The sequence below is a fragment of the Burkholderia latens genome (assembly GCF_902499045.1).
GTDB classification, from domain to species: Bacteria; Pseudomonadota; Gammaproteobacteria; order Burkholderiales; family Burkholderiaceae; genus Burkholderia; species Burkholderia latens.
Map to the genome: position 1 here is coordinate 25,789 of NZ_CABVPL010000033.1, position 21,800 is coordinate 47,588.

Annotated in this window: 23 protein-coding genes and 1 tRNA gene; 11 read left to right on the top strand and 13 right to left on the bottom strand. The window is 70.2% G+C overall.

Annotation, left to right across the window (positions count from 1 at the left end; all coding sequences use genetic code 11):
* Positions 1-28: 28 nt before the first annotated feature.
* The gene (locus BSE24067_RS20935; protein ID WP_151066624.1) at positions 29-949 is read right to left on the bottom strand and encodes a LysR family transcriptional regulator; all 921 of its coding nucleotides are present in this window, start codon (positions 947-949) and stop codon (positions 29-31) included.
* Positions 950-1,047: 98 nt separating this feature from the next.
* On the opposite strand from BSE24067_RS20935, the gene BSE24067_RS20940 reads away from it, so the two are divergent.
* Entirely contained in the window at positions 1,048-2,343 is a 1,296-nt protein-coding gene (locus BSE24067_RS20940; protein ID WP_151066633.1) for an MFS transporter, read from the top strand.
* Positions 2,344-2,545: 202 nt separating this feature from the next.
* On the opposite strand, the gene BSE24067_RS20945 is transcribed toward BSE24067_RS20940, so the two are convergent.
* Positions 2,546-3,181: a LysE family translocator gene (locus BSE24067_RS20945; RefSeq protein ID WP_151066626.1), complete on the bottom strand. Its 636-nt coding sequence runs from the start codon at positions 3,179-3,181 to the stop codon at positions 2,546-2,548.
* A 71-nt stretch (positions 3,182-3,252) separates the two neighbouring features.
* Entirely contained in the window at positions 3,253-4,122 is an 870-nt protein-coding gene (locus BSE24067_RS20950) for an NAD(P)-dependent oxidoreductase (RefSeq protein ID WP_151066627.1), read from the bottom strand.
* A gap of 95 nt (positions 4,123-4,217) precedes the next feature.
* Between BSE24067_RS20950 and BSE24067_RS20955 the strand changes: the two genes are divergently transcribed.
* Complete coding sequence (locus tag BSE24067_RS20955; RefSeq protein ID WP_151066629.1) at positions 4,218-5,006, top strand: Mut7-C RNAse domain-containing protein; 789 nt, start codon at positions 4,218-4,220, stop codon at positions 5,004-5,006.
* A gap of 181 nt (positions 5,007-5,187) precedes the next feature.
* Here BSE24067_RS20955 and BSE24067_RS20960 read toward each other — a convergent pair whose 3' ends face one another.
* The gene (locus BSE24067_RS20960) at positions 5,188-5,421 is read right to left on the bottom strand and encodes a hypothetical protein (protein WP_151066631.1); all 234 of its coding nucleotides are present in this window, start codon (positions 5,419-5,421) and stop codon (positions 5,188-5,190) included.
* Between the two features lie 370 nt (positions 5,422-5,791).
* Here BSE24067_RS20960 and BSE24067_RS20965 point away from each other — a divergent pair, with 370 nt between their 5' ends.
* From BSE24067_RS20965 to BSE24067_RS20980, 4 genes are read left to right on the top strand one after another with little or no spacing between them, the layout of a single operon-like run.
* Positions 5,792-6,997 (top strand): efflux RND transporter periplasmic adaptor subunit, encoded by a 1,206-nt coding sequence (locus tag BSE24067_RS20965; RefSeq protein WP_174904839.1) that lies wholly within the window; start codon positions 5,792-5,794, stop codon positions 6,995-6,997.
* 10 nt (positions 6,998-7,007) lie between these two features.
* Positions 7,008-7,706 (top strand): ABC transporter ATP-binding protein, encoded by a 699-nt coding sequence (locus tag BSE24067_RS20970; RefSeq protein ID WP_151066532.1) that lies wholly within the window; start codon positions 7,008-7,010, stop codon positions 7,704-7,706.
* A gap of 18 nt (positions 7,707-7,724) precedes the next feature.
* A complete protein-coding gene (locus tag BSE24067_RS20975; protein ID WP_151066531.1) occupies positions 7,725-8,879 on the top strand; it encodes an ABC transporter permease in 1,155 nt (384 codons plus the stop codon).
* Between the two features lie 4 nt (positions 8,880-8,883).
* Complete coding sequence (locus BSE24067_RS20980; protein ID WP_151066530.1) at positions 8,884-10,050, top strand: ABC transporter permease; 1,167 nt, start codon at positions 8,884-8,886, stop codon at positions 10,048-10,050.
* Between the two features lie 41 nt (positions 10,051-10,091).
* On the opposite strand, the gene BSE24067_RS20985 is transcribed toward BSE24067_RS20980, so the two are convergent.
* Together BSE24067_RS20985 and BSE24067_RS20990 are read right to left on the bottom strand one after the other, a co-directional pair.
* Positions 10,092-10,718, bottom strand: coding sequence for a DUF2239 family protein (locus tag BSE24067_RS20985; protein WP_151066528.1), 627 nt, complete (start codon positions 10,716-10,718; stop codon positions 10,092-10,094).
* A gap of 145 nt (positions 10,719-10,863) precedes the next feature.
* Complete coding sequence (locus BSE24067_RS20990) at positions 10,864-11,586, bottom strand: glutathione S-transferase family protein (RefSeq protein ID WP_151066527.1); 723 nt, start codon at positions 11,584-11,586, stop codon at positions 10,864-10,866.
* 98 nt (positions 11,587-11,684) lie between these two features.
* On the opposite strand from BSE24067_RS20990, the gene BSE24067_RS20995 reads away from it, so the two are divergent.
* From BSE24067_RS20995 to BSE24067_RS21005, 3 genes are all read left to right on the top strand, one after another.
* Entirely contained in the window at positions 11,685-12,599 is a 915-nt protein-coding gene (locus tag BSE24067_RS20995) for a LysR substrate-binding domain-containing protein (RefSeq protein WP_208455067.1), read from the top strand.
* A 218-nt stretch (positions 12,600-12,817) separates the two neighbouring features.
* Entirely contained in the window at positions 12,818-14,158 is a 1,341-nt protein-coding gene (locus BSE24067_RS21000) for an MFS transporter (RefSeq protein ID WP_151066523.1), read from the top strand.
* A gap of 63 nt (positions 14,159-14,221) precedes the next feature.
* Entirely contained in the window at positions 14,222-15,622 is a 1,401-nt protein-coding gene (locus tag BSE24067_RS21005; RefSeq protein WP_151066521.1) for an enolase C-terminal domain-like protein, read from the top strand.
* Positions 15,623-15,668: 46 nt separating this feature from the next.
* On the opposite strand, the gene BSE24067_RS21010 is transcribed toward BSE24067_RS21005, so the two are convergent.
* Positions 15,669-16,661, bottom strand: a complete 993-nt coding sequence (locus tag BSE24067_RS21010; RefSeq protein ID WP_151066519.1) for an arginase family protein — start codon at positions 16,659-16,661, stop codon at positions 15,669-15,671.
* 79 nt (positions 16,662-16,740) lie between these two features.
* Here BSE24067_RS21010 and BSE24067_RS21015 point away from each other — a divergent pair, with 79 nt between their 5' ends.
* Complete coding sequence (locus tag BSE24067_RS21015; protein WP_244130563.1) at positions 16,741-17,412, top strand: CGNR zinc finger domain-containing protein; 672 nt, start codon at positions 16,741-16,743, stop codon at positions 17,410-17,412.
* Positions 17,413-17,516: 104 nt separating this feature from the next.
* Here the strand turns inward: BSE24067_RS21015 and BSE24067_RS21020 are convergent.
* From BSE24067_RS21020 to BSE24067_RS21040, 5 genes are all read right to left on the bottom strand, one after another.
* Positions 17,517-17,592, bottom strand: a tRNA-Ala gene (locus BSE24067_RS21020).
* A gap of 64 nt (positions 17,593-17,656) precedes the next feature.
* Positions 17,657-18,016 carry a c-type cytochrome gene (locus BSE24067_RS21025; protein ID WP_151066518.1) on the bottom strand — a complete coding sequence of 120 codons (360 nt, stop codon included), beginning with the start codon at positions 18,014-18,016 and terminating at the stop codon, positions 17,657-17,659.
* Positions 18,013-18,810, bottom strand: coding sequence for a BON domain-containing protein (locus BSE24067_RS21030; RefSeq protein WP_151066516.1), 798 nt, complete (start codon positions 18,808-18,810; stop codon positions 18,013-18,015). The genes BSE24067_RS21025 and BSE24067_RS21030 overlap by 4 nt, the downstream gene beginning before the upstream one ends.
* Before the next feature lie 17 nt (positions 18,811-18,827).
* Positions 18,828-19,412 (bottom strand): SIS domain-containing protein, encoded by a 585-nt coding sequence (locus tag BSE24067_RS21035; protein WP_151066515.1) that lies wholly within the window; start codon positions 19,410-19,412, stop codon positions 18,828-18,830.
* A 127-nt stretch (positions 19,413-19,539) separates the two neighbouring features.
* Entirely contained in the window at positions 19,540-19,968 is a 429-nt protein-coding gene (locus tag BSE24067_RS21040; RefSeq protein WP_174904843.1) for a YraN family protein, read from the bottom strand.
* 46 nt (positions 19,969-20,014) lie between these two features.
* Here BSE24067_RS21040 and rsmI point away from each other — a divergent pair, with 46 nt between their 5' ends.
* The gene (rsmI, locus tag BSE24067_RS21045; RefSeq protein WP_151066511.1) at positions 20,015-20,893 is read left to right on the top strand and encodes a 16S rRNA (cytidine(1402)-2'-O)-methyltransferase; all 879 of its coding nucleotides are present in this window, start codon (positions 20,015-20,017) and stop codon (positions 20,891-20,893) included.
* Between the two features lie 105 nt (positions 20,894-20,998).
* On the opposite strand, the gene BSE24067_RS21050 is transcribed toward rsmI, so the two are convergent.
* Complete coding sequence (locus BSE24067_RS21050; RefSeq protein ID WP_151066509.1) at positions 20,999-21,610, bottom strand: septal ring lytic transglycosylase RlpA family protein; 612 nt, start codon at positions 21,608-21,610, stop codon at positions 20,999-21,001.
* Positions 21,611-21,800: the final 190 nt, after the last annotated feature.

Genomic DNA, 21,800 nt, shown 5'->3' on the forward strand with positions numbered 1-21,800 from the left:
TTTTCCCTCGACTGCATGCTCTAGATTGCTAGTCGTCATTCGACCCCTTGAAGGTCTCACGCTCCAGCACCTCGCCAAGCGCGTCGCGCAGCAGCGCGACCGGCCGCGTCAGGCGGCCCGGCAGCGAACCGTGCACGATCCACACGTTGATTCGCGTTTCCAGCCCCGCCGTTTCCACCACCCGCAGCGCATCGCGATGGGCGCTGCGCGCCAGCGCGTTCGGCGGCGCGATGCCGATGCCGGCGCCGCGCGCGACGAGCGACAGTTGCAGCTCGGAGCCGAACGCCTCGACCGCGACGTCGAACGGCAGCCCGGCCGCGCCGAGCGCACGGCTCAGCGCCGAACGCATCCCGCAGCCGTCCTGGCTCAGCACCCACGGGAAACCCGACAGCACGTCGAGCGACAGCGGGCCGTCCGGCAGCGGGAAGTCGCGCGCCGCGACGAGCACCGTCGGCTGCGTGCCGAGCAGCGTCGCCGTCAGCGTGTCGGGCAGCGCCGCGCTCGCCGGCACCATCACCGTCGCGACGTCCAGCGTGCCGCGCTCGATCGCCTGCACGAGCGCCGGCGACCAGCCGGCCGTCACGCGCAGCGTGAGCCGCGGAAACGCGTCGCGCAGCCGGTCGATCGGCCGCTCGAGCGCCAGCTCCGACAGGAACGGCGGCACGCCGATGCGCAGCTCGCCGGACGGCTCGCTGTCGGGCGCGCCGGCCGCCATCAATTCGTCGACCGCACCGAGCACGTTGCGCGCGAGCCCGTAGACGTCGCGCCCGGCCGCGGTCGGCTTCAGCGGCTTGCTCTGCCGATCGAGCAGCGGCATGCCGAGCAGCGTTTCGAGGTTCTGCACGCGCCGGGTGAGGCCCGGCTGCGTCAGATGCAGCTTCGCGGCCGCGGCCACCATCGACCCGCTGTCGACCACCGCGACGAACGCCTGGAGATCACGCGTATTCAAATCAAACTCGCATAATCTTGTTAGACATATTTCAATTGTCGCATAAACATCGGGGGCCTACGATGGGGATTCCTGCGATCAACCTGCCGGGTTTCCCGATGAACTGCCCTGCCGATTCTGCCCATTCTGCCGATTCCCGCCCTGCCGCCGGCCGGACCGCGCGCGGCGCAGCGCCCGCGCTGAGCGCGGGCATGACGCTCTTCTTCGCCGCGACCGTCGGCGTGATCGTGATGGACCTGTTCGCCGCGCAGCCGCTGACAGGCCCGATCACCGCCGACCTGCATCTGCCGTCCGGCCTCACGGGCCTCGTCGCGATGCTGCCGCAGCTCGGTTACGCGGCCGGCCTCGTGCTGCTGGTGCCGCTCGTCGACCTGCTCGAGAACCGCCGGCTGATCGTCGCGACGCAGGTCGCGTGCGCGGCCGCGCTCGCACTGCCGGCGTTCACGCGGTCCGGCGCCGTGTTCCTCGTCGCGACGCTGGCGGCCGGCGCCGCGTCGAGCGTGATCCAGATGCTGGTGCCGATGGCCGCGTCGATGGCGCCCGAAGCGCAGCGTGGCCGCGCGGTCGGCAACGTGATGAGCGGGCTGATGCTCGGCATCCTGCTGTCGCGGCCGCTCGCAAGCCTGATCGCGGGCACCGCCGGCTGGCGCGCGTTCTATGCGCTGGCCGCCATCGCGAACGCGGCGATCGCGGCGGTGCTCGCGCTGCGCCTGCCGCCGCGCGTGCCGGCGGCGACGGCCGGCTATCGCGCGCTGCTCGCGTCGATGGGCCGGCTGCTGGCTGACGAGCCGGTGCTGCGCCGCCATGCCGTGTCTGCCGCGCTCGCGATGGCCGCGTTCAGCGCGTTCTGGACCGCCGTCGGGCTGCGGCTCGCGCAGCCGCCGTTCGGCCTCGACCTGCACGGGATCGCACTGTTCGCGTTTGCCGGCGCGAGCGGTGCGATCGTCACGCCGCTGGCCGGCCGCGCCGGCGATCGTGGTGACGGCCCGCTCGCGCAGCGCATCGCGCACGTGACGATGCTCGCCGCACTCACGGTGCTCGGCATCGCGGGCGCCGGCTGGTTCGGTTTCGATGCGCATGCGCACCGCGGCGCCGCGCTGGCGTTGCTGGCCGGCGGCGCGGCGTCGCTCGATGCGGGCGTGATCGTCGACCAGACGATCGGCCGCCGCGAGATCAATCTGCTGAACCCCGCCGCGCGCGGGCGGCTGAACGGGTTATTCGTCGGGGTGTTCTTCGTCGGCGGCGCGCTCGGCGCGGCGCTTGCTGGCAGCGCGTGGGCGTGGGGCGGCTGGAGCGCCGTGTGCGGCGTGGGCTTCGCGTTCGCGGGGGCAGCCGCCGCGTTCGGCGTGGCGGCTGGGCGGCGGACCGGTGCGACCGCGTGGGCGCGCCGGTGATTGCGGCGTCGCCGGGGTGTCTTCGGGGTGTCTTCGGAACGTCTCGGGGCATCGTCGGGGCGTATCGTGGCGCGATCTGAAAAACGCCTCGCCCGCTAACGGGCCGCGCGCGAGTGATCGGAGCGCGACCGCAGCCGGACGTGAAAACGCCCCGCCCTCTGACGAGGCACGGGGCGTCCGGCAGGCCGCGGCGGCTCGGGAATCAGTGACGGACCAGTGCCATCATCGCGCCGAAACCGACGAAGAGGCCGCCCGTCAGCCGGTTGAAGAGCCTCGCGACGCTCTGGCTCTTCAACGTCGCGCCGATGCGCGTGCCGAACGACGCGTAGACGAGATACCAGCTGACCTCGATCGCCGCGAACGTGACGACGAGGACGCCGAACTGCGGCAGCGTCGGCTCCGCCGCGTTGATGAACTGCGGCAGCAGCGCGGCCGCGAACAGGATCGCCTTCGGGTTGCTGCCGGCCACCAGGAAACCGTTGCGGAACAGCGTCCAGCGCGATGCCGATACGCCATGCGACACCGCATCGACGTCGGCGGCCGGCGCGTCGTCGACGCGGGCGCGCCACGCCTTCACGCCGAGATAGATCAGGTACGCGGCGCCCGCGAAGCGCAACGTGTTGAACATCGCCGGCCAGGCCTCGAGCACCGCGCCCAGCCCTGCCGCGGACACCGCGAGCATCAGCACCAGCGCGCTCAGGCAGCCGGCCATCGTCGCCGACGAGCGGCGCAGCCCATGCCGCGCGCCGTGCGTCATCACGAGCAGCATGTTCGGGCCGGGAATCGCCGACACGACGAATACCGTCGCCACGAAAAGCCACCACGTATGCAGATTCATGAGCGCCTCAGCCGAAAGAGAAACGAAACGTCGATTATGCCGCGCGCGCGGCGCTTCTGTCGCGCGCCGGCTCAGCGGCCCGCGCGGCGCAGCGCGACTTCGCCGAGCACCGCGAAGTCCTGCTCACCGCCGCCGTGCGCGAGCGCGTCGAGCAGGCTGTCGCGCACGACGCTCGCGACCGGCAGCGGCACCGACGCCGCGTCGCCGGCCTCCAGCGCGAGCCGGACGTCCTTGAGCCCGAGGCGCGCCTTGAAGCGCGCGGGTTCGTAATTGCGCTCGGCGATCATCCCGCCGTAGCCGGCGTAGACGGGCCCCGGAAACACGCTGTTCGTGATCACGTCGAGGAAGTCGCGCATCGCGACGCCGTGCGCGCCGAGCAGCGCGGACGCCTCGCCGAGCGTCTCGATCGCCGACGCGAGCGTGAAGTTCGCGGCGATCTTCGCGACGTTCGCGTGCTGCGGCAGCGAGCCGAGGCGCCAGGTCTTCTGGCCGATCGCGTCGAACAGCGGCTGCACGCGGTCGATCGCCTCGGCCGGGCCGGCGGCCATGATCGTCAGACGCGCGGCGGCCGCGACGTCCGGGCGGCCCATCACCGGCGCGGCCACGTAGTCGACGCCGCGCGACGCATGCGCATGCGCGAGCGATTCGGCGAGCGCGACCGACACCGTCGCCATGTTCACGTGGATCAGCCCGCGCGGCGCCTGCGCGAGCAGCGCGTCGTCGAATACCGCGCGCGCGGCCGCATCGTCGGCGAGCATCGAGAACACGGCGTCGCCGCGAAACGCGTCGGCCGGCGACGCGACGATCTGTGCGCCGAGCGCCGCGAGCGGCTCGGCACGCTCGCGCGACCGGTTCCATACCCGCACGGTGTGCCCCGCCTTCAGCAGGTTCGTCGCGATCGCCTGCCCCATTTCGCCCAGCCCGATAAATCCGAGATCCATTGCCCGCTCCTTCGACTCGTGAAGCGGGGAGTTAAACACAGATGGACGCGGCCTGCAGCCCGGCGGCCGGCCGTGCGCGGTGCGATACTGCGCGGATGGCGACCGCGATTTTCCGCTTCCACGACGAGCTGAACGCGTTTCTTGCGCCCGCGCAGCGCGGTGGCGCATTCGTGCACGCGTTTGCACGCGACGCGACGCTCAAGCATGCGATCGAGGCGCTCGGCGTCCCGCATACGGAAATCGGCCGGCTTTGCGTGAACGGCGCGCCGGCCGCGCTCGATCGGCCGCTCGCCGACGGCGACCGTGTCGACGTCCGGCCGGAACGCGCTCAGCCGGAGCCGGCGGCCGGCCCGGTGCCGCCGCAGCCGGAGCGCTGGCGCTTCGTCGCCGACGCGCACCTCGGCGGTCTCGCGCAGCTGCTGCGCCTCGCCGGCTTCGACACCTGCTACGACAACCATTACCGCGACGACGCGCTCGTCGCGCTCGCCGCGCGCGAAGGCCGGATCGTGCTGACTCGCGACCGCGAACTGCTCAAGCGCCGCGCGGTCATGCGCGGCTGCTACCTTCACGCGCAGCAGCCGGATGCGCAATTGCGCGAGCTGTTCACGCGGCTCGATCTCGCGCCGCACATGCGGCCGTTCCGGCTATGCCTGCGCTGCAACGCGCCGCTGCACGCGCTCGCTGCCGCCGACGCCGCACCGCGCGTGCCGCCCGGCGTGCGCGAGCGGCATCGGCGTTTTGCCGCGTGCGACGTGTGCCGGCGCGTGTTCTGGGAAGGGTCGCACTGGCAACGGATGCGTGCGGTGGTCGACGCGATGCGCGCGCCGCCGCGCAGCACAGGCCCAACGGCCCCGGCGCCGCCCGCCGACCCGGCCGACGCCTGAAAAAAATCCTCGGGCCGGAGCGACGCGAGGCGCGCGCCGCCCCCGGTGCGGGACCGACGGGCTCGGCGGGCTCGACCGACACAGCGGCCCAGCCGACGCCGGAAAAAACAAAACCCCGCAGGCCGGGGCGTGCGGGGTTTCGCGACGGGCGGCCGGCGGTGCCGGCCCCGGTGCAGCGTGCTTAGTTCTGCGTGCCTGCGTCGTTCGTGCCAGCCGCCGATGCAGCCGCAGCCTTCGCCTGGCCCTTCTTCGAGCCGTGGTGCTTCAGCGCGTGCTTCGGCTTGCTGTGATCCTTCTTGGCCGGTGCCGATGCAGCAGCCGACGCGTCGGCTGCCGGCGCCGACGCCTGTGCGAATGCCGAAACCGATGCGAGAGCGAATGCTGCGGTCATGATCGAAGCGAGCGTCTTCTTCATTGTTCTTCCTTTAGCGGAGAAAAAGTCAAACGTACCGGTAAAAGATGCGAGGCATCCGCATCGGAACGCCAGTCGCGCCGGGTTGCCGGCCGCCGCCGGACGGGCCGGTTCGCACCGTTCCGCCTCGATCCATGACTGACGCACTCGCTCCATAACGCACCGCCCGCGCGCCGAGTTGACACGTTCCGCGCATCCTTCGGGTTTCCACGGAGACCCCGCTTTCAAGCCCGCGCGACGGGCATCCGGCGCGCGTGTCAATCGTCCGACAAACCGCCTCTCGCGCCCGCCGCGGCGACGCTATACTGGCCTCCTTCCGATCCAGCCGGATCGCGGCCGGTCACACGACGGCCGTCGACGCGAGGCGCCCAAATTGCCCGATCACAATCTGGACAAACTGAAAATCGACCGGCGTCCGGCGGCGCCCGCGCCGCGCCGGCGGCGGTGGGGCCGCTACGCGGCCGCCGCCGCGCTCGTCATCGCCGCGATCGGCGCCGCGCTCGCGCTCACCGGCCGGCCGACGGTCGATACGACGTCCGTCACGTCCGCCTACCCGTACCAGAACGACACGCAGCTGAACGCGACCGGCTACGTCGTGCCGCAGCGCAAGGCCGCGGTCGCATCGAAGGGCCAGGGGCGCGTCGAATGGCTCGGCGTACTCGAAGGCACGCGCGTGAAGCAGGACGAGATCATCGCGCGGCTCGAAAGCCGCGACGTGCAGGCGTCGCTCGCGCAGGCGCGCGCGCAGGTGCAGGTCTCGCGCGCGAACCTCGGCGTCGCGCAGGCCGAACTGCGGGACGCGGAGATCGCGCTGCGCCGCACCGCCGCGCTCGCGCCGAAAGGCGCGGTGCCTGCCGCGCAGCTCGACATCGACACGGCGCGCGTGAACAAGGCGCGCGCGACGGTCAACAGCGACCAGGCCGCGATCGTATCGGCGGAAGCGAACGCGCAGGCCGCGCAGGTCGCTGTCGACCAGACGGTGATCCGCGCGCCGTTCGACGGGATCGTGCTCGCGAAGCACGCGAACGTCGGCGACAACATCACGCCGTTCTCGTCCGCGTCGGACAGCAAGGGCGCGGTCGTGACGATCGCCGACATGGACACGCTCGAGGTCGAGGCCGACGTCGCCGAATCGAACATCGCGAAGATCCACGCGGAGCAGCCGTGCGAGATCCAGCTCGACGCACTGCCGGACCTGCGCTTCGCGGGCCGCGTGTCGCGCATCGTCCCGACGGTCGACCGCTCGAAGGCGACCGTGCTCGTGAAGGTGCGCTTCGTCGATCGCGACGAGCGCGTGCTGCCCGACATGAGCGCGAAGATCGCGTTCCTGTCGAAACCGGCGTCGCCGCAGGACCGAAAGCCGGTGACGGCCGTGCAGGCGAGCGCCGTGGTCGAGCGCGACGGCCGGCCGGTCGTGTTCGTCGTGAAGGACGACACCGTGCACGCAACCGCGGTGACGAAAGGCGCGCGGATCGGCGAGCTCGTCGCGATCGGCGGCGTGAAGCCGGGCGACACGGTGGTGCTCGCGCCGGGCCCGAAGCTGAAGGACGGCGCGAAAGTGACCGTCGCGAAGAAGTAGCGTGGCGCGCGTGAACGACGCCCTGCCGCCGCTCGTCGAGATCAGCCACGTCGCGAAGTCGTACCGGCGCGGCAACCAGGTCGTGCCGGTGCTGACCGACATTACGCTCGACATCGCCGAAGGCGACTTCGTCGCGTTGATGGGGCCGTCCGGCTCCGGCAAGAGCACGCTGCTCAATCTGGTCGCCGGCATCGACCGGGCCGACAGCGGCGAGCTGCGCGTGGGCGGCCTCGACATCTCGCAGCTCGACGAAGCGCAACTGGCCGAATGGCGCGCGGCGAACGTCGGCTTCATCTTCCAGTTCTACAACCTGATGCCGGTGCTGACCGCGTTCGAGAACGTCGAGCTGCCGCTGATGCTCACGAACCTGTCGCGCCGCGAGCGGCGCGAGCGCGTCGAGCTGGTGCTCGACATGGTGAATCTCGGCGATCGCACGAGCCACTATCCGTCCGAGCTGTCGGGCGGGCAGCAGCAGCGCGTCGCGATCGCGCGCGCGCTGATCACCGATCCAGCGCTGATCGTCGCCGACGAGCCGACCGGCGACCTCGACCGCGCGTCGGCCACCGACGTGCTCGCGATGCTGCAGCGGATGAACGCCGAACTCGGCAAGACGATCATCATGGTGACGCACGACGCGCACGCGGCCGGCGCCGCGCGCGCGCTCGTGCATCTGGAGAAAGGGGAGCTGATCGATGGGCACGCGGCCTGACCGACGCGAGCGCGCGCGATGTTCGTGCTGAAGCTGATTGCGCGCAACGCGCTGCGGCACCGGCTGCGCACGCTGCTGACCGTGCTCGGGCTGACGATCGCCGTGCTCGCGTTCGGCCTGCTGCATACGGTGGTCGACGCGTGGTACGCGGGCGCGGCGGCCGCGTCGAGCGGCCGGCTCGTCACGCGCAACGCGATCTCGCTCGTGTTCCCGCTGCCGGTCAGCTACGAGAACCGGATCCGCGGCGTCGACGGCGTGACGGCGGTGGTGCGCTCGAACTGGTTCGGCGGCGTGTACCGCGATCCGAAGAACTTCTTCGCGAGCTTCGCGGTGTCGGAGAACTACCTCGACCTGTATCCGGAATTCCTCCTGCCGGCGCAGCAGCGCGCCGACTACGACCGCGACCGGCGCGGCTGCCTCGTCGGGCGCCAGCTCGCGACGCAGTTCGGGTTCAAGGTCGGCGACGTGATCCCGCTGAAGGGCACGATCTATCCGGGCACGTGGGATTTCGTCGTGCGCGGCATCCTCGACGGCCGCGACGACTCGACGATCACGCGCCAGCTCGTGTTCCACTGGGACTACCTGAACGAGACGGTGCGCAAGCGCACGCCGAAGCAGGCCGATCAGGTCGGCGTGTTCGTGCTCGGCGTCGCGAACCCGGACGACGGCGCCGCGATCGCGCGCAACGTCGACGCCGTCTTCAAGAACTCGCTCGCCGAAACGCTGACCGAGACCGAGCAGGCGTTCCAGCTCGGCTTCGTCGCGATGTCGAACCAGATCATCGCGGCGATCCGCGTCGTGTCGTACGTGGTGATCCTGATCATCATGGCCGTGATGGCCAACGCGATGGCGATGAGCGCGCGCGAGCGCACCGCCGAATACGCGACGCTGAAGGCGCTCGGCTTCGGCCACGGCTTCATCGCGCTGATCGTGTTCGGCGAATCGCTCGTGATCGCGGTGGCCGGCGGCGCGCTCGGCATGCTCGCGACGCCGCCGGCCGCGAGCCTCTTCAAGCAGGCCGCGGGCGGCATCTTCCCGGTATTCAAGGTGTCGACCGCGACGATGGCGCTGCAGACCGTGTGCTCGGTGGCGGTCGGCATCGCGGCCGCGCTCGTGCCCGCGTGGCAGGCGGCGCGCGTGCGCGTGGTCGAAGGCCTGCGGGCGATCGGATAGGCGCATGGCGATTCCGCTCACCTACATCGCGCGCAACCTGTGGACCCGGCGGCTCACGACCGCGCTCACCGCGGGCGGAATGGCGCTCGTGATCTTCGTGTTCGCGACGGTGCAGATGCTCGACGCCGGGCTCACGCAGACGCTCGTGTCGACCGGCGAAGCGGACAACGCGGTGGTGATCCGCAAGGGTGCGGAAACGGAAATCCAGAGCGCGATCGACCACCAGCAGGCGAACGCGCTCGAGATGCACCCGGCCGTCGCGCTCGGGCCCGACGGCCGGCCGCTGGTGTCGAAGGAAGCCGTCGTGCTGATCTCGCTCGTGAAGACGTCGAGCGGCAAGCCGTCGAACGTCGTGATCCGCGGCGTGTCGCCGGCCGGCCTCGCGCTGCGTCCCCGCGTGAAGCTCGTGGCCGGCCGCGCATTCGCGCCCGGTTCGTCGGAGATCGTCGTCGGCAGCGCGATCGCGAAAGGCTTCAGCGGCACGCAGCTCGGCGACCGGCTGCATTTCGCGCAGCGCGACTGGACGGTGGTCGGTGTGTTCGACGCGGGCGGCAGCGGCTTCGATTCGGAGATCTGGGGCGACGTCGATCAGCTGATGCAGTCGTTCCGGCGCACCAGCTATTCGTCGATGGTGCTGCGCATCCCGAGCGCGGACGGCTTCGCGCGCTTCAAGGCCGACATCGACGTCGACCCGCGCCTGACCGACGAGGCCAAGCGCGAGCAGACGTTCTACGGCGACCAGTCGAAGGCGCTGTCGACCTTCATCAACATCCTCGGCATCACGCTGTCGACGATCTTCTCGATCGCCGCGATGATCGGCGCGATGATCACGATGTACGCGTCGGTCGCGAACCGCACGGCCGAGATCGGCACGCTGCGCGCGCTCGGCTTCAAGCGCCTGAACGTGCTCGCCGCGTTCCTGCTCGAAGCGCTGCTGCTCGGCTTCGTCGGCGGCGTGATGGGGCTCGCGTGCGCGTCGCTGATGGAGTTCGCGTCGTTCTCGACCACCAACTTCCAGACCTTCGCCGATCTGTCGTTCCGCTTCGTGCTGACGCCCGCGATCGTCGTGAAGACGCTGCTGTTCTCGCTCGTGATGGGGCTCGTCGGCGGGTTCCTGCCGGCGATGCGCGCCGCGCGGCTGAACATCGTCGACGCGCTGCGTGCGCAGTGACGGGCGCGGGCGCCGCGCGCACGGCGCTCAACGATCAGCGTTCACCGTTCGTCGGCCGACGGCGGCAGATCGCCGCGCGCGAGCGCCAGCGCATGACCGCGCACGTCGTCGGGCCAGCCGGCGATCAGCTCGGCCATCCGCGCGAGGTCGTCCGCATACAGCGCACGCGCCGCTTCCTCGAAATTCGGCAGATCGCCCGCGATCGCCGACATGAAGTGGTACGCACGTGTTTGCGCGTCGCGGTGCCGGTCGGCCGCCGCGTGCGTGCGCCGCGCGTCCTCGACGAGCTTGCGCAGCGCGACCGACGCGCCGCCCGGCTGCGCGGCGAGCCAGTCCCAGTGACGCGGCAGCAGCGTGACCTCGCGCGACACGACACCGAGCTTCGGACGGCCGCGGCCGCGCTGTTCGCCGGCACTCGCCGCATCACCGGCCGGCGTGGCCCGATCGGCCGGCGCGGGCGCGTAACGCGCGCGGATGTCGTCGGCGGTGCCGCGCAGGTCGAGATCGATCGCGCGGCCGGTCGCGTCGTCGAAGATCACGATCGAGCCGGACATCGTGTCGCCGTACGCGCGCCGGATCGCGACCGCCACCGTCGCGAGCGCGCCCGATGCGACGCGCCGATGGCCGTCGAACGCCGTATAGGAAGGAAGCAAGGTGGAAAGCGTCATCGTGGCCGCCCATGGGCTGAAATCGGAATGGCGCTATTTTTATCCGGGTATAAATTGATTGTCAATATCACCCGGATAAAATTCGCCGATTCGATGCCCTTTGCCGACGGCCGCGCCGCCCGGTCGCTCGGTGGTCCGCGCCGGTTCAGGCCTGAAGCGCCGTCACGCGTGCGCTGGCGAGCGCTTCGTCGAGCGACACTTGCCCTTCGAACACCCGCGATGCCGGCAGCGGCAGGTCTTCCTCGATCGCATGCGCGAACTGCACGCCAGTGTCGTCCGCGAGCCGCGCGCGTAGCGCGGCGATACGCGGAAACGCATCGCGCTCGAACACTGCGTGATAGTCGGCCCATCGCGCGATTCCCGCGAAATACGCATCGGCGAGCGTGCGCCGCGCGCCGAGCAGCCACGGGCCGCCGCCGCGCGCGAGCAGCGCTTCGAGATGGCGATGCGCTTTGAGCACCTTGCCGCGGCCGTATGCCTGCAGCGCATCCTTCTCCGCGCCTTCGGCGCCGTGCTCGTACACGTGCCAGAGCGCGCCGAACGCACTGAAGAACGTCGTGTTCAGCCACGCGAGCATCCGGTTCAGCTGGTCGAAATCCGCGCTGCCCTGCCGGAACGCGAGGCCGCTGTCGCGCGCATGCGCGCCGATATGACCGAGGATCGCGATGCTTTCGGTCAGCACGTCGCCGTTCGCGGTCACGAACGCGGGCGTCTCGGCGGCCGGATTCAGCACGACGAACGCGTCGCTCGTCACGAGGCCGGGCATCGTGATGCGTGACAGCCGGTACGGCTGCCCGGCCCATTCGAGCGCGACGATCGAGCCGAACGAGCAGCCGGCCGGAATGCCGTAGAGAAGGATCGGGGACATGGGGGCTTCGTTGAAGTTGATCGAGCGACCATGCTCCCACGGCGAACGATGGCGCGGTAGCCGCTAGAATTGAAACCCGTCGTTTCTCCTGGTGGACGCTGACAGTGAACTTGAATGATCTCTATCTCTTCGTGCAGGCGGTCGACGCGGGAAGCATGTCGGCGGCCGCGCGCCGGCTCGACCTGCCGAAATCGACGGTCAGCAAACGCGTGGCCGCGCTCGAGCACACGCTCGGCGCGCGGCTCGTGCATCGGACCTCACGCAGCTTCCGGCTGACGCCCGTCGGCACCGAGTTCTTCGAGCATGCGCGCGCGGCGGTGATCGAGGCCGAAAGCGCACGCGACGCGGTGCTGCGTCAGGCTGCCGAACCGGCCGGCATCGTCCGGATCACGAGTTCGGTGCCGGTGGCGCAGCACATCCTCGCGCCGTGCCTGCCGGCGCTGGCGATCGCGCATCCGAAGCTGCTGCTGCAGATTCATGCGAGCGACCGGCTCGTCGACATTGCGCAGGAAGGCTTCGACATCGCGGTGCGCAGCCATTTCGCGCCGCTTCCCGATTCCACGCTCGTGCAACGGCCGCTGGCCGCGTCGCCGATCGTCGCCGTCGCGTCGCCGGCCTATCTCGCGCGTGCCGGCACGCCGGACGCGCCGGCCGACCTCGCGCAGCACGACGGGCTGCATCCGGGCCAGCAGGCGTGGCGGCTGCAGCGCGGTGGCGAAACCGTCGAAGTCGCGCCGCGCATCCGGTTCCAGGCCGACGAATCGACGCTGCTGCTGCAGGCCGCGACGGCCGGCCTCGGGATCGCGTGCCTGCCCGACTGGATCGCCGGCGCCGCGCTCGCGTCGGGCGCGCTCGTGCGCGTGCTGCCAGGCTGGCGGGCCGGCACCGTCACCACGACGCTCCTGATGCCGCACCGGCGCGGCCAGCTGCCCGGCGTGCGCGCTGCCGTCGCGTTTCTCGCGCAACACGTGGCGGCTCATCACGGCGCAAGCCCGGACGACGCGCGGACCTGAACGAATCCGCCGGCGCTCGCCGCCCATCGATTCAAATCCTGAATCGATCAAGTCAGCAATTGGCATGAAGACGCAAGTTTCACCATGACAGAATGATCCGCGCGCCCCGCCACCGTGCATCGGCGCCCCGGCCTCCGGCCCGCGACATCACCACAGAAGACGCACACACCGACGCGCAGCCGCACGACGGCACCTTCCGCCCTTCGGAGGAGACAGTCATGAATCCGCTTCACGCATTGCCGGCATCCGCGTCGGCAACGGCCCGGCGCACGCGCGTGCGCTGGCTCGTGCTGACCGTGCTGTTCGCGGTCACGACGATCAACTACGCGGATCGCGCGGCGATCGCGATCGCCGGCCCGTCGCTTGCCCGTGCGATGCACCTGACGCACGTGCAGATGGGCTTCATCTTCTCGGCGTTCGGCTGGTCGTACGTGGTCGCGCAACTGCCGGGCGGCTGGCTGCTCGACCGCTTCGGGTCGCGCATCGTCTATGCGTTCAGCATCTTCTTCTGGTCTCTGTTCACGCTGCTGCAAGGCGGCATCGGCTTCTTCGGCGGGGCGGCCGCGTTCGCGCTGCTGTTCGCGCTGCGCTTTCTCGTCGGCGCGGCCGAGGCGCCGTCGTTCCCCGCCAACAGCCGGATCGTGTCCGCGTGGTTTCCGGCCGCGGAGCGCGGCACCGCGTCGGCGATCTTCAACGCCGCGCAGTACGCGGCGACCGTCGTGTTCGCGCCGTTGATGGGCTGGCTCGTGCACGCGTTCGGCTGGCAATCAGTGTTCGCGGTGATGGGCGTGCTCGGCTTCGCGTTCGTGCTCGTGTGGAACCGGACGATGTACGACCCGAAGGTGCATCCGCGGATCAACCGTGCGGAACTCGACTACCTCGGCGAAGGCGGCGCGCTCGTCAACATCGATCAGGCGACGGGCGCGCGCGACGGCGGCCCGTCGCTGCGTCACGTGAAGGCGCTGCTGAGGAACCGGATGCTCGTCGGCGTGTACGTCGCGCAGTACTGCATCAACGCGCTCACGTACTTCTTCATCACGTGGTTTCCGGTCTATCTCGTGCAGGCGCGCGGGATGTCGATCCTCAACGCCGGGCTCGTCGCGTCGGTCCCGGCCGTGTGCGGCTTCCTCGGCGGGATCCTCGGCGGCATCGTGTCCGACGCGCTGCTCAAGCGGGGCCGGTCGCTGTCGGTCGCGCGCAAGGTGCCGATCGTGATCGGCATGCTGCTGTCGATGTCGATGATCGTCTGCAACTACACCGACTCGCACGTGGTCGTCGTCGTGTTCATGGCGCTGTCGTTCTTCGGCAAGGGGCTCGGCGCACTCGGCTGGGCCGTCAACGCCGACACCGCGCCGCGCCAGATCGCCGGGCTCAGCGGCGCGCTGCTCAACACGTGCGGCAATCTTTCCAGCATCACGACGCCGATCGCGATCGGCTATATCGTCGACCGCAGCGGCTCGTTCAACGGCGCGCTGGTGTACGTCGTCGCGCACGCGCTCGTCGCCGTGGTCTGCTATCTGTTCGTCGTCGGCGAGATTCGCCGCGTCGAACTGAACTGAACGGCGCGGGCCGCGCCGGCGCGTCCGGCCGCCCGCCCCTCACCGGAACCAGGAGCGAAACCGATGTCCGAATCCCGCCGCGCCGGCACGCCGCGCGTCACGCGCATGCAGGTGATCCCCGTCGCCGGCCGCGACAGCATGCTGCTGAACCTGTGCGGCGCGCACGCGCCGTATTTCACGCGCAACCTCGTGATCCTCGACGACGACAGCGGCCACACGGGCGTCGGCGAAGTGCCCGGCGGCGAAGGCATCCGCCAGGCGCTCGAACGAATGACCGGCCTCGTCGTCGGCCAGTCGATCGGGCGTTACCAGGCGACGCTGAACGCGGTGCGCGCGGCGCTGTCCGGCGCGGGCGCCGGGCCCGGACGCACGATCCGCCACGAAGTGACGTCGGCCGGCGAGGCGGCCGTGCTGCGCCAGCCGCACGAGATCAACCTGCGGCTCGACAACGTGATCACCGCGATCGAGGCCGCGCTGCTCGACCTGCTCGGCCAGCATCTCGACGTGCCGGTCGCGGCGCTGCTCGGCGAAGGCCAGCAGCGCGACGCGGTGCCGATGCTCGCGTATCTGTTCTACATCGGCGAGCGCCGCCGCACCGACCTGCCGTATCGCGACGAGACGCAGGCGGCCGATCCGTGGTTCCGGCTGCGCAACGAGGCGGCGCTCACGCCGGCCGCGATCGCGCGGCAGGCCGAGGCCGCGGTCGAACGCTACGGCTTCGCCGATTTCAAGCTGAAGGGTGGCGTGATGGCCGGCGCGGAAGAAATGGAAGCGATCGCGGCGATCAAGGCGCGCTTTCCGGACGCCCGCGCGACGCTCGACCCGAACGGCGCGTGGTCGCTCGACGAAGCGATCGCGCTGTGCCGCGGGCAGGGGCACCTGCTCGCGTATGCGGAGGATCCGTGCGGGCCCGAAGCCGGCTACTCGGGCCGCGAGGTGATGGCCGAATTCCGGCGCGCGACCGGCATTCCGACCGCGACGAACATGATCGCGACCGACTGGCGGCAGATGGATCACGCGGTGCGGCTGCAGGCCGTCGACATTCCGCTCGCCGACCCTCACTTCTGGACGATGCAGGGCTCGGTGCGGCTCGCGCAGCTGTGCCGCGACTGGGGACTCACGTGGGGCTCGCATTCGAACAACCACTTCGACGTGTCGCTCGCGATGTTCACGCATGCGGCGGCGGCCGCGCCGGGCACGATCACCGCGATCGACACGCACTGGATCTGGCAGGAAGGCGACGCGCGGCTCACGCACGAGCCGCTCGAGATCCTCGGCGGGCAGGTCGCGGTGCCGGAACGGCCGGGGCTCGGGATCGAGCTCGACATCGCGCAGGTGGAGGCCGCACACGCGCTGTATCGGGAAGTCGGCGGCACGGCGCGCGACGATGCGATGGCGATGCGGTATCTGGTGCCGGGGTGGACGTACGATCCGAAGCGGCCGAGCTTCGGGCGTCGCCAATAAGCTCGCGTTCGCACCGCGACGGCTGTCGTCCGCGCGGCGGATCGCGTTATTGCGTGCACGCGGCCGGCAACGCAGCGGCGGTCCGCGCGATGGTGCGCGCGATCCGGTCCGCATGCGCGAGCCCGGGATCGAGCGCTGGATCGTAGATCGTGAAGTCGATCCCTGCTACGCGGCCCGACGCGACGAGCGGCCCCAGCAATGCGTCGAGCCCGGCGAAATCGAGCCCCGGCGAGCCCGGCGAATCCACGGCCGGGAGCGCCGACTGATCGAGCACGTCGAGATCGACGTGCAACCACACGCGCCGAAGCGCGCGCATGCGCAGCCAGCCGACGAGTTCGCCGGCAACGGCGGCAGGCCCGCGCGCCAGCAGTTGCTGGATCGTCGTACGCGTGATCGCGGTCCGTACGATATCGCCGTACGCCGCCTCGAACGCGGCTGTGCCGGCGTCGCGCTCGCCGATCTGGCAGGCGTCGCGATCGTCGACGAGCGGGCCGTCCAGATCCGGCCAGCGCGTCAGCAGCGGCTCTCCGCGGCCGGTGGCCAGCGCGAGGTCCATCCCCGCCGCGGAGCCGAGCCGCGTGGACGTGTCGTAGTTGCCCGGATGGAAGAAGTCGCTGTGTCCGTCGACATGAATGAGTCCGCTGCCGCCGGCCCGCCGGTTTCCCAGCAGGCAGCCGAGCAGAATGCTGCAATCGCCGCCGAGCACGATCGGAAACGCGCGCCGCTCGAGCGCGCCGGCGACGTGCGACGCGAGTTCGAGCGAGAACGCGCGGATCGACGCGCCGTTGCGGATGCGCGTGCCCGGTTGCGGCTCGAACGCATAGCGCGGATGTGCGAGCCACGAAACGCGCGCGCCGAGACGGGCGGCGAGCCCGGTCGCAAGCAGCGTTTCCGGGCCGCGCCACGTGTCGGGCTCGCGGCCGGCGCCGTTCGGCTTGAGGCCGAGGCTGCTCGGCGCGGCAATGAGCTCGACGGGTCGCGCAACCCTCGCTGACGAATCGTTGGCCTGCCGATCGGCTGAAGCGGATGTCGCCGTCATGACTTCTCCTCGCGCAATCGCGGTCATCGTGCGTGATAACCTGTCAAAAGGTCATCGAAGGTTAGCATCAATTTAACCCATGTCAAAGGTTTCACCGGTTATGGAAGCGCACACGTTCGAGGTGCGCGATTTCATCGGCGGTCACGCCGTTCTCGACTTCGTCAACACGGTGACCGGCCGCGACGAGACGCCGCGCGACTGGCTGCCCGATTACCCCGCGTATCTGGCGTGGCTGGCAGCGTCGGCGCGGCTCCCGGCTTCAGACCTGAAGCGGCTCGCGACGCGCGCGGCGCAAGCGCCGGCGGCAGCCGAGCGCGCGCTGCGCGATGCGAGGCGCCTGCGTGAAGCGTTGTTCGGTATCTTGGATGCGCTGGCGCACCGCGCATCGCCGGATGCAGCGGATCTCGCGACGCTGGAGCACGCGTGGCGGCGGGCCGTCAGCGGCCAGCGTTTGATCGCGACGGACGGGCGCGTGCAATTCGGCGACGCGCCGGATGCGCACGACGGCGCGAACCTGCAGATGCCCACCGACCAGATTGCGCTCGACGCCGTGAAGCTTCTGGAAGCGATACCGGTCGATCGGCTCCGGATGTGCGCGGGGCCCAATTGCGCATGGGTGTTCATCGACAGTTCGAAGACCGGGCGGCGCAAGTGGTGCGACATGGCAACCTGCGGCAACGTCGCGAAGGCGCGACGGCACTACCGCGCGACGAGGCACGGGCCCGCACGCGATCGCGACCGCGCCGACTAGCCGCAGGCCGGGTTCAAGGTTAGTGCGCGAACCGCCGGCGTCGCGTGCGACATGCCGGAAAGCAAAAAGGGCCCGGTCTTGCGACCGAGCCCTTCGGATTCCGTTGGTGGAGCGGAGGAGGATCGAACTCCCGACCTTCGCATTGCGAACGCGACGCTCTCCCAGCTGAGCTACCGCCCCAACAGTCGTCCATCATACACAGGCATTTCCGCGCTTGGCAATAGGGGTTGCGCACCCCGGCGCGTCACTTCGACGGCGCGCCGGCCAGCACCCATTCGACCACGGCACGCAGATCGGCGTCGCTCATCCGCGGGTGCGCGGGCATCGGAATCGCGCCCCACACGCCCGAGCCGCCGTCCTTCACCTTCTTCGACAGCTTCGCGACGGCCTGCGGATCGGACTTGTAGCGGGCCGCGATGTCCTTGAACGACGGGCCGACGAGCTTGCGGTCCACCGCGTGGCAGCCCATGCACGCGTTGCCGCGCGCGACCTTCAGGCCGTCGCCGACGTCCGCGTGCGCGGACCCGAGCGCACCGGCCGCCAGCACGACGGCCGCGGCGCCCTGCATGATCCGTTGCGCGATCCTGATTTGCGTCGGCTTCATTGCGGCGTCGCCTTCGGATTGCCGGGGTGCACGCTCGACGAATTCGAGATCGGCGCGGGCGGTTGCAGCGGCGTCGACTGGACCGACGCATCCGGCACCGCGCCGACCGTCGCGGCATCCGCCGGCGCGGCCGCGGGCTGCGCACCGGACGCGCTGCCCGGCGAGGCGGCCTGCAACGCCTGTGCGTCCTGCGGCCGGATGTACTGGAACACCTTCACGACCTTCTCGACGCCCGGCACCTGGCTCGCGGCATCCGCGCCGCGATTGCCTTCGTCGACGGTCACGAGGCCCATCAGGTAGATGTTGCCGCGCTCGCTGACGACCTTGTAGTAGTTCGCCGAAAGCCCCTTCGTCGCGATGAACTCGGACTTCACGCGCCCTTCGAGGTACGAGTCGTTCGCGCGCGACGACAGCGACGACGCCGGCTCGACCGACAGCTCGTTGACGATGCCGTTCACGTTGTTGATGCCGCGCACGATTTCCTCGGCACGCTGCTTCGACGCGTCGTTCGGCACTTCGCCCGTCAGCAGCACGCGGCGGTTGAACACGGTCACGTTCACGTGCGACTGGTCCGGCAGCCCGTTGTTGATCTGCGTGAGCGCCTTCACCTGGATCTCGCGATCTTCGGTCTGCGCGCCGAGCGTGCGGCGATCGGTCGCGATCAGCGCGCCGCCGCCGGCCGCCGCACCGAGCACGCCGAGCACGCAGCCCTGCAGCGACATCGCGAGGCCCGCCATCAGCGCGGCGAGCAACGTGGTTCTGACGAGCGTCTGTTTGACGCGGCTTTGATTCATCGACGGCTCTCCTTCGTTCAATCCTCACCCAGCAGCATCGCATCGATGCCGTCGCACAGGCAGTGGATGGTCAGCAGATGGACTTCGTGGACGCGCGCCGCGCGAGAGGCGGGCACGCTGATCGGAATATCGGTGTCGGACAACGCGGCCGCGACCGCGTGGCCATCGCCGCCCGTCAGCGCGACGACGGTCATCTCGCGCTCGTGCGCTTCGCCGATCGCGGCCAGCACGCGCGGCGACGCGCCGCTCGCATCGAGCACCAGCAGGATGTCGCCGGTCTGCCCGAGCACGCGCACCTGCTGCGCGAACAGCTGATCGGCGGCCGTCGCTCCGGCGAGGCCGCCCTGCGACGCATCGGTGGCCAGCGCGATCGCCGGCAGGCCCGGACGCTCGCGCTCGAAGCCGCCGACGAGCGACACGGCGAGGTAGTGCGCGGCGGCGGCCGACGGGCCGTCGCCGCACGCGACGATCTTGTTGCCGTTCGCCAGCGCGGCGAACATCGCATCGACCGCGGCTGCGATCGGCAGCGACAGCGCGTCGGCCGCTTCGGCATGAAGCGCGGCGGTGTCGCGGAAATGTTGCTGAATACGTTCGACTGACATCGATTCCTGGTGAACTGGGCGCGTGGGCACCCCGCGCGCAACGTCATGAGTGCGGCGAGTTTACCGCACTCCGGCGCGCTCTCCGGGGGTATGGCAAGAACTCTTTACATCTCGTCACAGCTCGCGGCTACGCGTCGTCGGCACGAAATGCATCGCGCAGCCATTCGAGCCGGCCGGCCTCGAACGCGACGACGTCGAAACGGCACGCGGCACCCGCACCGTGCCGCACCCAGAAATGGAGCGCGGCCGCAACCACGCGCCGGCGCTTGCGCCAGCCGACGCTCGCGGCCGCGCCGCCGTGCCGCGTGCTGCGGCGTGCGCGCACCTCGACGAATACGAGCGTGCCGTCGGGCGCGCGCATCACGAGATCGAGCTCGCCGCCGCGCACCGTGACGTTCGCCGCGACGAACGCGAGGCCGCGGCGCTCGAGGAATTGCCGCGCGCGCTGTTCGAACGTCGCGCCTACCGCTCTGGATCGCACCGTGCCGGAAAAATTGCCGCCGCCGCGCGGCAAACCGCCCCCGCCATCCGGCCCGCGCGCCGCCGCGTGGCACAATGCCGTCCTTGTTCCGCTTGCGCCGCCCCTGCGCGCATTGCCTGCCATGACTGCCCTCCTCGAACTCGCGCAAACGCAGCACTATCCGGACGCCGCGCTCTACGTGGTCGCGACGCCGATCGGCAACACCGCCGACATCACGCTGCGCGCGCTGCACGTGCTCGGCCTCGCCGACCGCATCGCGGCCGAAGACACCCGCAACACGGGCCAGCTGCTGGCCCGCTACGGGATCTCGAAACCGCTCGTCGCCGTGCACGAGCACAACGAACGCGAAGCGGCGCTGCGCGTGATCGAACTGCTGCGCGCGGGGGAACGCGTCGCGTACGTGTCGGACGCCGGCACGCCCGGCATTTCCGACCCCGGCGCACGGCTCGTCGACGCGGTACGCGCGGCCGGCTTCGCGGTGGTTCCGCTGCCGGGCGCGAGCGCGGCCGTTACCGCGCTGAGCGTGGCCGGCGACTGGGCCGGCGCGTTCACGTTCGCGGGCTTCCTGCCGCCGAAGGCGAAGCAGCGCGCGAGCGCGCTGCAAGCGCTCGTGCGGCACCCGTACGCGCTGGTGTTCTACGAAGCGCCGCACCGGATCGCAGAAACCGTCGCCGCGCTCGCCGACGCATTTGGCCCCGCGCGCCGGCTGCTGATCGCGCGCGAGCTCACCAAATTACACGAGCAACTGTTCCAGGGCACCCTGGCCGAAGGACAGAGCTGGCTCGACGGCGACGCGAACCGCCAGCGCGGCGAATTCGTGCTGGTCGTCGAAGGCGCGCCCGCCGACGTCGGCGAAGCCGACGACACCGCGCACGATGCGTTGCTCAAGCTGCTGCTGGAAGAAGTGCCGGTGAAGAGTGCGGCGAAGCTCGCGGCCGCGCTGACGGGCGCGTCGCGCAACGCGCTGTACGCGCGTGCGCTGGCGCTGAAGGACGGCTGACGAGCGAGCACGGGCAGCAGCGCCGCCACGCGAGCGGAAACGAAAAAGGGCTGCCGGAAGGCAGCCCTTTTGCATCGTGCGGAACGAACCGCCGCGTGACGTCGGTTACTTCGACGACAGCGACGCGAGCATCTCGTCGCGCGCCTCGCGCGCTTCCTGCGGCGACAGCCCTTCGATCTTCACGCGGCCGGTGCCGGCATGCACGAGGCCGATCATCTTCGCAGCCGCATACGACAGGTCGAGCACGCGACCGCGCTTGTACGGCCCGCGATCGTTGACCTTCACGACGACCCACTTGCCGGTCGACGGATTCGTCACCTTGATGTACGACGACAGCGGCAGCGTGCGGTGCGCGGCGGTCAGCGCGTTCATGTTGAAGCGCTCGCCGTTCGCGGTGCGGCGGCCGTGGAAGCCCTTGCCGTACCACGATGCGCGGCCCGTCTGGCGGAAGTCGGATACGTCCGAGCCTTCGATCGGCTCGGCGTCGGCCAGCGACGACTTCTTCGCGTCGTGGCTGTCGGCGGCCGGCATCGATGCCAGCGCGGAATCGAAATTCAGTTGCTGCTTGTCGTCGTCCGCTTTCGCGGCAGCGGCCGTCTTGTTGACCGCGCTCTTCTGCGTGGCGCTGCCGGTGGTCTGGCTGGATGGCACCGCACAGCCCGTCAGCGCGAGAAATAATGCAATGGTCCCGAATCGAGTCGGAAATCGAAAGTTCATCGACGTGTCGCCTTCTGGTTCGGGCCGCACCGATACAACGCTGCTGAACAACGCAGATACGCGGCCCGGACGGCAAATGCGTGCACGCCCCGCTCGGATGCGAGCAGGCGGCTAGCATGGGCGCGGCTTTCGTCTGTGCCGCAACCGTCCTGATTAGTTTTCACGTCTGGCGCAACCTGTCCCCGGCAGC